This is a genomic window from Allobosea psychrotolerans, assembly GCF_002917105.1.
Lineage (GTDB): Bacteria > Pseudomonadota > Alphaproteobacteria > Rhizobiales > Beijerinckiaceae > Allobosea > Allobosea psychrotolerans.
In genome coordinates this window covers 1-13,858 of the sequence record NZ_PQFZ01000001.1, presented here as the reverse complement: position 1 = coordinate 13,858, position 13,858 = coordinate 1, and the positions used below count along the sequence as shown (strand labels likewise).

Sequence of the window (13,858 nt, the reverse complement as noted above, 5' to 3'; positions counted from 1 at the left end):
CGCGACACCTGGTCGTGCTATCGCCCTCCCCTGCTCCGAAACCACGCCTGAAGGACAGCCCATGCCCAAACGCCCCGTGATGCTGATGATCCTCGATGGCTGGGGCTGCCGCGGGGAGGGTGAGAACAACGCCGTCCGCCTCGCCAACACGCCGAATTTCGACAGGCTCTGGGCCGCCTCCCCGCACGCCACCCTCAAGACCTCGGGCCTCGATGTCGGCCTGCCCAGCGGCCAGATGGGCAACTCGGAGGTCGGCCACCTCAATCTCGGCGCCGGTCGCGTGGTGATGCAGGACCTGCCGCGCATCAACCAGGCGATCACGGACGGCTCGATCGCACGCGCCCTCGACGGCACGGGCCTGATCGCGGCGCTGAAGGCCAGCGGCGGTGCTTGCCATCTGCTCGGGCTGGTCTCGCCCGGCGGCGTCCATGCGCATCAGGACCACGCCGTCGCGCTGGCGCAAATCCTGGTCGGGCATGGTATCCCGGTTCGCGTCCATATCTTCACGGACGGCCGCGACACCCCTCCGCAATCGGCTGCCGACTATGTCGCAGCCTTCAGCGCCGCGCTGCCGCCGCAGGCCGTGATCGCGACGCTCTCGGGCCGCTATTTCGCGATGGACCGCGACAACCGCTGGGAACGGGTCGAGCAGGCCTGGCGCGCCACGGTCCTCGGCGAGGGCCAAGCCTTCGCCGATGCGCAGGCCGCCATCGCCAGCGCCTATGCGCAAGGCACGACCGACGAGTTCATCAAGCCTGCCGTGATCGCAGGCTATAGCGGCATGCAGGACGGAGACGGGCTGCTCAGCTTCAATTTTCGCTCGGACCGGATTCGCGAGATTCTCGGGGCGGTGCTTCAGCCCGAATTCACGGGCTTCGCGCGCCCGCGCCGCCCCGTGCTCGTCAAGGCTGTCAGCATGACCTCCTACAGCGCGGAGCTCGACCCGCTGATGCCGGCGCTATTCGCCCCGCAGACGCTCGCCAACGGCCTCGGCGAGACGATCGCCAGGGCCGGGATGACACAGATCCGCATGGCCGAGACCGAGAAATACCCGCATGTCACCTATTTCTTCAATGGCGGCGAGGAAACGCCCTATCCGGGCGAGGACCGCGTCATGGTGCCCTCCCCCAAGGTCGCGACCTATGATTTGCAGCCCGAGATGTCGGCGCCGGAACTGACTCAGCGGGCGGTCGAGGCGATCCAGTCCGGCGCTTATGATCTTGTCGTGCTGAACTTCGCCAACCCCGACATGGTCGGCCATACCGGCGTGCTCTCAGCCGCGATCAAGGCCGTCGAGACGGTGGATGCCGGCCTCGGCCGCATCGCCGACGCGATCATGGCAGCAGGCGGTTCGCTCATCGTCACCGCCGATCATGGCAATTGCGAATTGATGGTCGATCCGGTGACAGGGGAGCCGCATACCGCCCACACCACCAATCCCGTGCCGATCATGCTGGTCGGCGGCGGCGCGATGGCCCTGGCCGAAGGCCGCCTCGCCGATATCGCCCCGACGCTGCTTGCCCTGATCGGCCTGCCGCAGCCGGCCGAGATGACGGGCCGCTCGCTGCTGCGCTAGATCACGTCGCATCGCGCAATGCGCTGACGGCGGGAGCCCGAAACAAAAACGGCGCGGACCGGAGGTCCGCGCCGCCACAATGCGGGATTTTGCCGGCTCTCAGTATTTGCGCACGGTCGGCTGCGCATAGGCCACCGGACGCTCGACCGGGCCGCAGCAATCCGATTCGCCGAAATTCCAGCGCATGCCGATCCGGAAATCGTGGCTGTCGATGTCCTTGGCCTTGAGCGGCGCATAGCTCTCGGCGAGGAAGGCGTTGTTGATCGAGCCGGAGCGGGCATCGCCGAGATTGAGGTAGCGATAGCCGATTTCGAGGGTGAGGTTCTTGTTCACCTCGTAGCCGACGCCGGCCATCAGCGCCCAGGCAAGGCCCGATTTGGTGCCGCTGGCCGCCGTGCCGAGCGTCGGCGAAATGCCGACGATGCCCTGATCGGTCAGGCCCGTGATCCTGTTCGAGGCATAGCCGATACCGGCGCCGATATAGGGCGTCAGGCAGTTCCAGGTTCCCAGATCGACATAGCCGTTGAACAGGGCCACCATCGAGGACAGGTTGCCCTTGTAGGTGTTCGTCTGGTTCACCCCTGCGAAGGGATTGTAGATGATGTCGTTGGTGCCGATCGTCGAGCCGCCGCGATATTCACCGGTCGCATCGACCCGGAACCAGTTGTTGAAGCGGTAGCCGATGCCGAGCCCGCCGAAGACCGCGTGGTTGCCCTCGGCCGCTCCGAAGAAGCTGCCGCCATAGGTCGCGACATCGTCCTGATGATACTTGCTGACCGACTGATAGCCGACGCCGATATCGCCGCGCAGATAGACCCCGCTCGAGATCGAGCCTTTGAGGCCGAGCGGCTCGGGCGGCGGCGGCGGAGCCGGCATGTAATCGGCAGCGGTTGCGAGCGCGGAGGCGCTGACAGCCATGACGCCTGCCAGCGCAAGGATTTTCAGGCTGCCCATGGCAGTGTCCTTCGAGTTTGCGCGACGCAAGGAACGCAGCTCGCGCGAGTTACCGATGGGAAGGACATTGGCAGGGATTTCTTAAACGAGACTTAACCCTAACGCTTAACCTCAAAAAAGAATGAAGCACGCCTCAATACTTACCGAATTCCTAACCGTGACGGGGTTCGGGTTAACGGCCAGCCAATCCGCTCACCTGACGCGGCGGAATGAAATAACTTGGAGCGTGACCTTCACGGCTGTCTGACCACACAGCCTTTTCGGCTGTCCTGTCGGGGAAACCTATCGTCATTCCAGGCGCAGCGAAGCGCAGACCTGGAACGACGGCGGGCGTCATGGTCGGGCTTGACCCGACCACCTCGTAAACCAGAGCGCTCCGGTCATGAGATTCTCAAGGCGCACAAGCCCGAGAATGATGCCCTCCGATGGCTCCCGGAACTTGCGTCCTCGGACAGGACGCAGGCCGGACCCCAAGGCCGCTTGTCCGGGATGGCGTAGCCGTTCCGAGGATTAGCAACAGCGCCGAACTGCCGTTAAGCCGCCGCCTTCGTCACGGCCTCGACGACATCGTCGACCGCGCGCATGACGAGGTCGGCGTCATCTCCCTCCGCCATCACCCGGATCACCGGTTCGGTGCCCGACGGGCGGATGACGAGCCGGCCGCCCGCGCCGAGCAATTGCGTCGCCGCCTCGATGGCGCTGACGACGGGCTTCTCCTTGAGCGGCTGGCCCTGCTTGTAGCGGACATTCTTCAGGATCTGCGGCAGCGGCTCGAAGCAGTGGCAGACCTCCGAGACCGGCTTGTCCTGGCGCTTCACCACGGCAAGAAGCTGCAGCGCAGCGACCAGCCCATCGCCCGTCGTCCCGTGATCGGAGAGGATGATGTGGCCGGACTGCTCGCCGCCGACATTGAAGCCATGGGCGCGCATGTGCTCGAGCACATAACGGTCGCCCACCGAGGTCCGTGCCAATGACAGGCCGAGGCCGCCGAGATAGCGCTCTAGGCCGAGATTGGACATCACCGTCGCGACGATGCCGGGCTGCGACAGCCGCCCATCCTCCTGCCAGCTGCGCGCGATCACCGCCATGAGCTGATCGCCATCGACGACCTGCCCTTGCTCATCGACGATCAACACGCGGTCGGCATCGCCGTCGAGCGCAATGCCGACATCGGCGCGCAATTCCCGCACCTTCTGGATCAAGGCGGCAGGATGGGTCGAACCGACATCCTTGTTGATGTTCAGCCCGTCCGGTTCGACGCCGATCGCGATGACCTCCGCCCCAAGCTCCCAAAGCGCTTCGGGGGCGACTTTGTAGGCGGCACCATTGGCGCAATCGACCACGATCCGCAGGCCCTCCAGGCTCATATTGCGCGGCAGCGTGCGTTTGGCGAACTCGATATAGCGGGCATGGGCGCTCTCGATGCGCTTGGCCCGGCCAAGCATCGGCGAGGTCGAGAGCCGCGGCGACAGATCGGAATCGAGCAGGGCCGAGATCTCGGCCTCGACCTCGTCATTGAGCTTGTGGCCGTCGGGGCCGAACAGCTTGATGCCGTTATCCTCATAGGGATTGTGCGAAGCCGAGATCATGACGCCGAGATCGGCACGCATCGAGCGCGTCAGCATCGCCACAGCCGGCGTCGGCATCGGGCCGAGCAGCATCACGTCCATGCCCACGGAGGTGAAGCCCGCAACCATGGCGTATTCGATCATATAGCCCGAGAGCCGCGTATCCTTGCCGATGACGACGCGGTGGCGATGTTCACCGCGATGAAAGGCAATGCCGGTCGCCTGGCCGACTTTCAAGGCGAGGTCGGGCGTGATGACGCCGTTGGCGCGCCCGCGAATGCCGTCGGTTCCGAAATATTTGCGTGTCATGTTTGCTCTGTCCACACGAGCCCGCAGGCTCGATCCGGCTTCCTTCTATAGCCGGAATTGGTTTCCGCCTTCTCACGAATTGTGACGAATCCTATCCGACCGCGAAGCGGAGCGGACGCAAGACGCTGCCACTGACTGCGATCGGGCAGCTACACTCGACCACTGCATCGGTCCGAGAAGAGAAAACTACGGCTCACAAGAAAAAGGCGGCCGATACGGCCGCCTTTTCCAATCTCAAGAGGACCTGGCCTTCAGATCTGCGGCTGCGGTTCCAGCCCGGCGTCGGGTTCGCCGCGCTTGCGGCCACGGCCAGCGCTGGGAACCGCCGAACCGCGCGGTGCATGCGGGGTGTCGTCAGTCTCACGCACCGGACGCTTGCCGGCGATCAGGTCGCGGATCTCATCGCCGGTCAGCGTCTCGAATTCGAGCAGCGCCTCGGCCACCTCGACGAACTGTTCATGGTGCTCGGTCAGGATCGCCTTGGCGTCGAGATAGCCCTGATGGACGAGCTTGCGGACCTCGCTATCGATCTTCTGCGCGGTCGCCTCCGACAAGTTCTGGGTCCGGCCCATCGACATGCCGAGGAAAACCTCCTCCTGATTGTCGCCATAAGCGACCAGGCCGAGCTCTTCGGAATAGCCCATCTGGGTGACCATGGCCTTGGCCATCTTGGTCGCCTGCTGGATGTCGCCGGTCGCGCCCGAGGTGACGTTCTCCATGCCGAAGGTCATCTCCTCCGCCACACGCCCGCCCATGGCGACCGCAAGCTGCGAGGTGAATTCCTTGAACTTCATCGAGTAGCGGTCGCCCTCCGGCAGGAACTTGACCATGCCGAGCGCACGACCGCGCGGGATGATCGTCGCCTTATGGACCGGGATGCCGGCGGGAACGTAAAGGCCGACGATGGCGTGGCCCGCCTCGTGATAGGCGGTCAGCTTCTTCTCTTCCTCGGACATCGCCATGGATTTGCGCTCGGCGCCCATCATGACCTTGTCCTTGGCGTCCTCGAACTCGCCATGGGTGACCATGCGCTTGCCGCGACGGGCCGCGAGCAGCGCCGCCTCGTTGACGAGGTTCATCAGGTCGGCGCCGGAGAAGCCGGGCGTGCCGCGGGCCAGAATCTTGAGGTCGACATCCGGCGCCATCGGCACCTTGCGGACATGGACGCGCAGGATCTTCTCGCGACCGGCGACATCGGGGTTCGGCACGACGATCTGGCGGTCGAAACGGCCCGGACGCAGCAATGCGGGGTCGAGCACGTCGGGACGGTTGGTGGCGGCGATGATGATCACGCCCTCATTCGCCTCGAAGCCGTCCATCTCGACGAGGAGCTGATTCAGCGTCTGCTCGCGCTCGTCATTGCCGCCGCCGAGGCCGGCGCCGCGATGGCGGCCGACCGCGTCGATCTCGTCGATGAAGATGATGCAGGGCGAGTTCTTCTTGGCCTGCTCGAACATGTCGCGCACACGGCTCGCGCCGACGCCCACGAACATCTCGACGAAGTCGGACCCCGAGATGGTGAAGAACGGCACGTTCGCCTCGCCGGCGACGGCGCGTGCGGTCAAGGTCTTGCCGGTACCGGGAGGGCCGACCAGGAGCACGCCGCGCGGGATGCGCCCGCCCAGCCGCTGGAACTTCTGCGGATCACGCAGGAATTCGACGATCTCCTGAAGATCTTCCTTGGCCTCGTCGATGCCGGCGACGTCCTCGAAGGTGACGCGGCCATGCGCTTCGGTCAGGAGCTTCGCCTTGGATTTGCCGAAGCCCATGGCCCTGCCGGCTCCGTTCTGCATCTGGCGGGACATGAAGATCCACAGGCCGATGAAGATGACGAAGGGCAGCGAGTTCACCAGCAGCGCCATGAACCAGGGCGTGCCTTCGGACGGCGCCCGTGCCGAGACCTGAACGCCCTTCTGGGCCAAGGTCTTGAGCAGTGCCGGGTCGCCATAAGGCGCATAGGTCACGAAGCTGCGGCCATCCGAGAAGGTGCCGGAAATCTCCTGGCCGGCGACCACGACATTGGCGATGCGCCCGGCCTCCGATTCGTTGATCAGCTGGCTGTAGGGAATTTCATTGGTGCTGGCGCGCTGGCTTGGGCTCTGGAAGAGCGTGACGAGCGCCAGAACCAGCAGGAAGATCACCACCCAAAGGGCGAAATTACGGAAGTTCGGATTCATCACCAGTCCGATCGGGCCTGCCGGAATTCCGGAGGAGGCCAAGGGTTTGCTCGGCTAATCTAGGTGCGGCACACGCCCTTGCCAAGGGAAACGGGCCGATCGGCCAGACCTTATGACGCCGCAGGGTGAACACCCCGCTTGCGGACGGGCTCGCGCCGCACGCAAAGGACGCCATCGCGACCAAGCGTCAGCACGCACCCCGACAATGTCCGTGTCAAGGCAAAGCGCGCCCGCGCCGCCTCGATCAACGCAAAAGTGCAGCTTTCAAGCCTCTCCAGCCGCGCCACCGCGTCGTCATCGGCCGCGACGATGTCGACGGCCCGCGCCAGCAGGCGCAACACCATCTCCTCGGGATGCGCGAGCAGGGCGGTAAAGCCAAGCTTGACCGCGCCGGCCTCGTCGCAGGGCATGACGATCGCCGGCCAGATCGCCTCGGCCTGGCTCGCCAGCGCCCTCTCCATGCGCGCCAGCCGCGTCGCCAGCGTCCCCAGGCGATCGGCGTCGAGGCCGGCCTCCGACAGCACCGGCATCAGCATGCGCCAGCGCACGCGCTCGAAGCGCGGGTCGAGATTGCTCGGATCGGCGGCAAACCGCAGGCCGCGTGCGCCTGCCGTCGCAACAAGCCGCGCCTTGGAGACGCTCAGCAGCGGCCGCGCCAACGCGATGCCGTCCCGGCGGCTACGCGCCCGCATGCCGGCAAGCCCGGCTGGTCCCGAGCCGTGCGCCATGCGCATCAGCAGGGTCTCGGCCTGATCGTCCAGCGTATGGGCGGTGACGACCACCGCGCCGCCGCGCCGCTCGGCCTCGCGGGCGAGCAGATGGTAGCGCGCAGCTCGCGCCCGGTTCTGCAGGCCGGTCGCGGGCTTTGGGCCAAGCCAGGGCAGGAGCGCGTGAGGAACGCCGAGTCCGTCGCAAAGCCGGGCCACGGCCTGCGCCTCGGCGGCGGAACCTTCGCGGAGACCGTGATCGATCGTTGCGGCAGCGATCTCGGGCCGTCCGGGGCGGCCCGCCCATTCAGCAAGCAAAGCCAGCAGCGCGACCGAATCCGGCCCACCCGAGACCGCGACGAGCAATCTGGGTTCATTGGCGAGATCGGCGAATAGCATCTCCGCCTCGCCGGCGAGGACCGGCTCGTGCTCCGCAACCGGAGCCGGCTGCGCGCTCAAGCGCAACCGGAGCGGCGGCGCTCGCGCTCGACGCCCTGACGCACCGCGCTGGAGGCGGCGGGATAGTCGACGCCGACCTTGGCGTAGGTGGCACAGGCCTGATCGCGCGCGCCAAGCCCGTTCAGAGCCATCCCGAGCCTGAGCAGGCTGTCGGGCGCCTTGTGGGAACGCGGGTTCTCGCGCGAGATCTTCAGGAACTGCTCGGCCGCCTCGCGATAGCGCTGGCGCTGGAAATAGCTCTCGCCCAGCCAATAGGTCGCGTCGGCGGCGAGCCGGTCGCGCGGATAGCTCTGCAGGAACTGGCGGAAGCCCATCTCGGCCTGCTCGTATTCCTTGCGCAGCACCGAGGCGTAGGCGATGTCATAGGCTTCCTTGGCCGAGGTCACTCCGCCGGTCGCGGCCACGCTGGGCCCACGCGGAACTGCTGGAGGCAAGGCGCCTTGCGGCACCGGGCGGCCTACGCCCTGGATGTCGAGCGGTCCCTGACCGGGCGTGCCCGCGAAATCCTCCTCGATGATTCCTTCCACGCCACCACCGAGCGAGCGCGGCGCACCTGCCGCCCCTTGCTGCGTCGTGGGATCGAAGGCGTCGCCGCGCCGATGGCGCTGCTGGCCGCCTGCAGGGGCGCTGCTCGGCGCCGTTGCGGGCGCGGCCCCACCAGCGCGGCCGCCGCCACGTTCGTTCAGGCGGAAATCGACATCTTCCTGAAACTTGCGCAATTGCTCGGTGAGGCGCTTGTTCTCGAACTGGAGCTGCTCGATCTGCCCGGAGAGCTGACGCAGCTGGTTCTCCAGCCGCGCCGTGCGCACGGTGAGTTCGGCCGCGTCCTGCGCTCGCGCGGGAGCCGCCAGGGCGAATGCCATCCAGCCTGCGGCCAGAACGACCAGCAGGGAATGGACCTTGCGGTGAAGAGCGACGTCTTTGAGCATTGTCGACAACCGGTTGCGCTTGGTTCGGGCGCTATAACACGCCCTCACCACGGCCAAAATATGAAAGGGCCGGCGGCTTCCTCTTCGGAAGGCGCCGGCCCGAGCTTGATCGGAATGCTGGGAGACGATCAGACGCCGCCGGCCCCGTCGAGCACCGTCACCGAGCGGCGGTTCTGCGACCAGCACGAGATGTCGTTGCAGACAGCGACCGGGCGCTCCTTGCCGTAGGAGACGATGCGCATGCGGTTGCCCTGGATGCCGCGCGAGGCGAGATAGTCGCGCACGGTCTGGGCCCGGCGAGCCGAGAGCGAGAAGTTGTATTCGCGGGTGCCGCGCTCGTCGGCATGACCTTCGACCACGAAGGTGTAACGCGGGTAGCGCTGCAGCCAGGCCGACTGCTTGTCGAGCGTGGCGGTCGCGGTCGGCGTCAGATCGGTCGAGTCGGTCTCGAAGAAAACGCGGTCGCCGACATTGACGACGAAATCCTGGGCGCTGCCGGGCGTGGCGGCGCCGCCGGCACCGAAACCACCGTCGGCGTTCTGGTTGTTGTTGGCGCAGGCGCCGAGCGCAAGCGAGGCTGCGATCGCGGCGGCGAAGCGGACGGCGCGGCCGCCGGCAAGAAGAGTGGCAAGCATGGTTTGACTCCGGGGCAATCGAATCTGCGGGGCGCGGCTCACGGACGGCGTTGCACAGGAGCCCATCAATGAAGCGTCAACCTAAACGAGACCTTGCCAAAACAAGGCGAAGTGGCGGCATTGCGGCATATGGTTAACCAAACACTGCGAAATGCGGCTTTCCAGACTGTGTTGCGCGAATACATCGCTTCTGTCCCTCGATCCTGCGCAGCCCCATCCCGGGGAGCCGCGAGGCAGCGTCTCGAAGGATCCCTGTCGCGGCTCTCGAGACGGCTGACCATCCCTCGAGACGCGGGCTCGCGGCTCCCCGGGATCAGGGCTCAGGACAGGAGGTGCGTTACTTCCCTGCGGTCAGCAGCGGCGACCAGGTCGGGTCCGAGGCGAAGGCCGGCGTCGGCACCGGGACTTCGACGCGCCCGGTGATGTCGACCATGTAGAGTTTTCCGCCGGATTGTCCGCCGGGGTCGCGGAAGAACATGATGTACTGGCCGTTAGGCGCCCAGTTCGGCGCTTCATTGTGGAAGCCCTCGGTCAGGACCCGCTCGCCCGAGCCGTCGGGGCGCATCACGCCGATGGCGAAACCGCCCGCGCCGCGCCGGGTGAAGGCGATCAGATCGCCGCGCGGCGACCATGAGGGCTGCGAATAGGAGCCCGCGCCGAAGGAGAGGCGTTTGCCCTCCCCGCCTCCCGAAGGCATCAGATAGAGCTGCTGCGAGCCGCCGCGGTCGCTCTCGAAGACGATCTGCGTGCCGTCGGGCGAATAGGACGGCGAGGTGTCGATTGCGCCTGTCGATGTCAACCGCGTCGTGGTGCGCGAGCCGATATCCATGGCGTAGAGATTGGCGTTGCCGCCCTGCTGGAGGGAGAGCGCGATGCGCGCGCCATTGGGCGAGAAGCGTGGGCTCGAGGTCATGTCGGGAAAATTGCCGACGATCTGGCGCTGGCCGGTCTCGATGTTGAGCACATGCACGCGCGGCTGCTCGCCCATGCGCTGCGACATATAGGTGACCTCCTGGGCCACCGGCGAGTAGCGCGGCGTCACCACGGAGACGTCGCCATTGGTCAGATAGCGCACATTGGCGCCGTCCTGGTCCATGATGGCAAGGCGCTTGCGCCGGTTCTCCTTCGGCCCGGATTCGTCGACGAAGACGACGCGCGTGTCGAAGAAGCCGCCGACGCCTGTGACCTTGGTGAAGATCGCATCGGAAATGATGTGGCCGACGCGGCGGTTATTGCTCGGGTCGGTGAAATATTGCTGGCCGTCGGTCTGCGTGCCGGTGGTCACGTCCCAGAGCCGGAATTCGGCCTTGATGCGGCCCGAGCCGTCGCGCGAGACGCGGCCCGTCACCAGCGCCTGGACGCCCGCCGCCTTCCAGGCCTCGAATTGCGGAACGGAATCGAAGGGCGGATTCCTGTCGGGATGGCGGCTCTTGTCGATCGGCGTGAAATAGCCGGAGCGCTTGAGGTTGTTGGTGATCACGCCCGAGACCAGCACGCCGCCATCGCCGGCAAAATCGGCAATGGCGATCGGCAGCGGCTGGAAGGAGCCGCCGCGCAGATCGATGACGAGTTCGGCCTTCGCCACGGCCGGCACGAGCAACGCCGCGCCGCCCAGGGCAAGCGCGCCGCGACGCGTCAGTCCGTTGGCAACCGGCGAAAGGATTTTGCGGTCGATGAGGGTCACAGTACGTCCCTTGCGTCGAAATTGACGACGACGTCGCGCCAGTCGTCATAATAGGAAGCGAATTGAGCCGGAATGCGCAAAGGCGCGCAGCGGCGGGTCGCGGTGAGGGCGGAATCGGCCGCCACCCTGAACAGCGGATCTGACGAAGAGTTGACCACGCCAGGCTGCCCCACCAGCGAGCCGTCCGTGTTCAGCTTCATCCGCACGGAAGGCACCACCGAGCCCTTGGCGTTGGCGAGCGCGATCGGCACATTCCAGCACTTCAGCAACTGGTCCTGGATGATACCGATGAGCTGGGCTCGGAGCGAAGGGCTGAGCTTCTGCGACGCACCGCGCTCTGTGCCCAGCGAAGCCGTACGGTTGACCTGCGGCGCAGCCGATCCCGAGGATTGCGCCTGCTCCTTCGATTGCAGCAGCTTGGCGATGTCGGTCGGGTTGAAGTTCTTGGCGATCTCGGCCTCGCGCTTGGCCTTGGCCTCGGCCTCCTGCTTCGCCTTTGCCGCCGCGACGATCTTCGCCTTGGCCTCGGCTTCAGCCTTTGCCTTGGCGATGGCTTCGGCCTTCTGTTTGGCCGCCTCGGCGGCTTCCGCCTTGGCCTGCGCCTCGGCCTTGGCCTTGGCAGCCGCCTCCTGCTTGGCCTGAGCCTCGGCTTCGGCCTTCGCCTTGGCCGCGGCCTTGGCATCTTCCTCGGCCTGCTTTGCCTTGGATTGGAGCTCGGCGTCCTCGGCGAGCTTCGCCAGCTCCTCGCGCTTGAGGTCGGGTTTCGGCTCCGCCTTGGGCTCGGCCTTCTGCGGCGGCTGCTTCACCGGCTCCGGCGGCGTGACCTTCGGCTCGGCCTTCGGCAGCAGCGCAGCACGCGAGGGCGGCAGCGGTGCAGCCGCGTTGTCGTCGGCGGTCTTGAGCTCCACCGGCCGGCTCGGCGGCGCGGGCGTGTCCAGCTTGGCCTCGCCCGCCTCCTTGCGCTCGACGATCTCGGATTGGCGCTCGGCGCGCTGGATCGGCTGCTCCTGAACCTTCTCGGCCTTGCGTTCGCCGCGCGTGACCTGGTTCAGCGCGCTGGGATCGACCACCTCGACGGCGATCGCCTCCTCGTTCTCCGGCAGCGGCACCGGCGAGGCGAACGCCAGCAGCCCCACGACGAGAAACGTCGCGTGGCCCAGCGCCGACACCATCATGCCCGGTTCGGAGGTCGTAAGCTTCACGCCTGGAACACCCTCACTGCACTCGTCTTCACCGCGCCGGTTCGGTGACCAGCGCGACCCGCTTGAAACCCGCCGATGTGATGGTCGACATCACCGAGGCGACACGGCCGTAATCGACCATGCGATCGCCGCGGACATAGATCCGTTCGTCGAAGCCCTGCTTGGCCAGGCCCTGCAGCTTCATCACCAGATCGGGCTCCAGCGTCGGCTGGTCCTGCAGAAAGATCTGGCCCTTGCTGTCGATGGCGATGGTGACCGGCTTCTGGTCGACATTGATCGGCTTGGCGCCGGTCTGCGGCAGATCGAGCGGTACACCGGTCGCGATCAGGGGCGCCGCGACCATGAAGATGATCAGCAACACCAGCATGACGTCGATGAACGGCGTCATATTGATCTCGGCGATGGCGCCATGGCGCCGGCCCCGCCGGCCGCGTCGCCCCCCGGCCTTCGCGCCGGATGCTGCTGACATGCCCATTTCGTTTGCCCCTACGCCGCCAGCCGCTCGTCGATCTGCCGCGACAGGATCGCGGAGAACTCGTCGGCGAAGGCCTCCAGCCGGTTCTGTGCCTTGGCGACCTCGGCCTGGAGCTTGTTATAGGCCATCAGTGCCGGAATCGCGGCGAACAAGCCGATTGCGGTGGCAAACAGCGCCTCGGCGATGCCGGGCGCCACCACGGCAAGCGACGAATTCTTCGAGACGGCGATGGCGGTGAAGGAATGCATGATGCCCCAGACCGTACCGAACAGGCCGATGAAGGGCGCCGAGGAGGCGATGGTCGAGAGCACGAGCAGCTTCGATTCGAGCCGCTCGGTTTCGCGCTGGATGGTGACGTCGAGCACCTTGTCGATGCGCTGCGACAGGCTGGCGACCGAGCGCCCGCCATTCTCGAAGGAGCGCTTCCACTCCCGCATTGCTGCGACGAAGACGGCGGCCATGTCATTGGCCGGCTTGCTGGAGAGGTCGCGGTAGAGCTCCTCGAGCGAACGGCCGGACCAGAACCCCTCCTCGAAGGCGTCCATGTCCCGGCGCGTGCGGCGATAGAGCAGCGATTTGTCGATAATGATCGACCAGCACCAGATCGAGGCGCCGATCAATCCGCACATCACCAGCTTGACGACGATATGAGCGTGCCAGAACAGCGTCCAGAACGACATGTCGATCTGCGGCGCGGCCTGCGCGACATCGGCGGGGTTCATCCTGTCATCCTTCTGCATTAGCGAGTGCGCCGGATTTCCCGACGCAAGCCCGCCGCACGCGTCGCGAGAGACCCCACGCCGCCGCCCGATCCGCGATCCGGGGAACTGCCGGTGCCGTCAATCGCTTGAAAATCCGGCGAAAGATGGGCCGAAACGGGGTTTCCTGCGAAACGCATGCTCGGGATCGAGTTAAGCCTCCAGCAAGGTTAATGCCCGGTATACGCGCCATGCGGCCAGCGCAGGCCTAGGACCTGTGGACACTTATCGGAGCCATAAGACAGTTGCGGCGAGAGTGACGACGGCGAGGTAGTTCCTGGCGGTCTTTTCGAAGCGGGTTGCGACCCTTCGGAACTGCTTGAGTTTGCGGATGCAGCATTCGACGAGGTGACGTTGAGCATAGAGCTGCTGGTCGAGCGGGTGCTTTTTGGCGCGGGACGGATTGTTGGGGATCACGGCCAGCG

The 13,858-nt window shown here is 66.0% G+C and carries 12 protein-coding genes; 1 reads left to right on the top strand and 11 read right to left on the bottom strand.

Annotation, left to right across the window (positions count from 1 at the left end):
• Positions 1 to 61 precede the first annotated feature (61 nt).
• A complete protein-coding gene (gene gpmI, locus CYD53_RS00060) occupies positions 62 to 1,576 on the top strand; it encodes a 2,3-bisphosphoglycerate-independent phosphoglycerate mutase (protein WP_103716129.1) in 1,515 nt (504 codons plus the stop codon).
• 99 nt (positions 1,577 to 1,675) lie between these two features.
• Here gpmI and CYD53_RS00055 read toward each other — a convergent pair whose 3' ends face one another.
• The 11 genes from CYD53_RS00055 to CYD53_RS00005 form a co-directional block, all read right to left on the bottom strand.
• Entirely contained in the window at positions 1,676 to 2,530 is an 855-nt protein-coding gene (locus CYD53_RS00055) for an outer membrane protein (RefSeq protein WP_103716128.1), read from the bottom strand.
• A gap of 533 nt (positions 2,531 to 3,063) precedes the next feature.
• On the bottom strand, positions 3,064 to 4,407 hold the full coding sequence (gene glmM / locus CYD53_RS00050) for a phosphoglucosamine mutase (RefSeq protein WP_103716127.1): 1,344 nt from the start codon (positions 4,405 to 4,407) through the stop codon (positions 3,064 to 3,066).
• A 251-nt stretch (positions 4,408 to 4,658) separates the two neighbouring features.
• A complete protein-coding gene (ftsH, locus tag CYD53_RS00045) occupies positions 4,659 to 6,584 on the bottom strand; it encodes an ATP-dependent zinc metalloprotease FtsH (protein WP_103716613.1) in 1,926 nt (641 codons plus the stop codon).
• A gap of 110 nt (positions 6,585 to 6,694) precedes the next feature.
• Complete coding sequence (gene tilS / locus CYD53_RS00040; protein WP_146055779.1) at positions 6,695 to 7,690, bottom strand: tRNA lysidine(34) synthetase TilS; 996 nt, start codon at positions 7,688 to 7,690, stop codon at positions 6,695 to 6,697.
• Between the two features lie 56 nt (positions 7,691 to 7,746).
• Positions 7,747 to 8,679, bottom strand: coding sequence for a tol-pal system protein YbgF (gene ybgF, locus CYD53_RS00035; RefSeq protein WP_181011651.1), 933 nt, complete (start codon positions 8,677 to 8,679; stop codon positions 7,747 to 7,749).
• A 128-nt stretch (positions 8,680 to 8,807) separates the two neighbouring features.
• A complete protein-coding gene (gene pal / locus CYD53_RS00030) occupies positions 8,808 to 9,314 on the bottom strand; it encodes a peptidoglycan-associated lipoprotein Pal (protein WP_103716125.1) in 507 nt (168 codons plus the stop codon).
• A gap of 337 nt (positions 9,315 to 9,651) precedes the next feature.
• Complete coding sequence (gene tolB / locus CYD53_RS00025) at positions 9,652 to 10,953, bottom strand: Tol-Pal system beta propeller repeat protein TolB (protein ID WP_103716611.1); 1,302 nt, start codon at positions 10,951 to 10,953, stop codon at positions 9,652 to 9,654.
• 41 nt (positions 10,954 to 10,994) lie between these two features.
• On the bottom strand, positions 10,995 to 12,200 hold the full coding sequence (gene tolA, locus CYD53_RS00020) for a cell envelope integrity protein TolA (RefSeq protein ID WP_146055778.1): 1,206 nt from the start codon (positions 12,198 to 12,200) through the stop codon (positions 10,995 to 10,997).
• 28 nt (positions 12,201 to 12,228) lie between these two features.
• Entirely contained in the window at positions 12,229 to 12,675 is a 447-nt protein-coding gene (locus tag CYD53_RS00015; RefSeq protein WP_069692955.1) for an ExbD/TolR family protein, read from the bottom strand.
• An 11-nt stretch (positions 12,676 to 12,686) separates the two neighbouring features.
• On the bottom strand, positions 12,687 to 13,397 hold the full coding sequence (gene tolQ, locus CYD53_RS00010; protein ID WP_069692956.1) for a protein TolQ: 711 nt from the start codon (positions 13,395 to 13,397) through the stop codon (positions 12,687 to 12,689).
• Positions 13,398 to 13,658: 261 nt separating this feature from the next.
• Positions 13,659 to 13,858, bottom strand: a 200-nt coding sequence (locus CYD53_RS00005) for a transposase (protein ID WP_146055777.1), incomplete at its 5' end; no start/stop codon positions are given.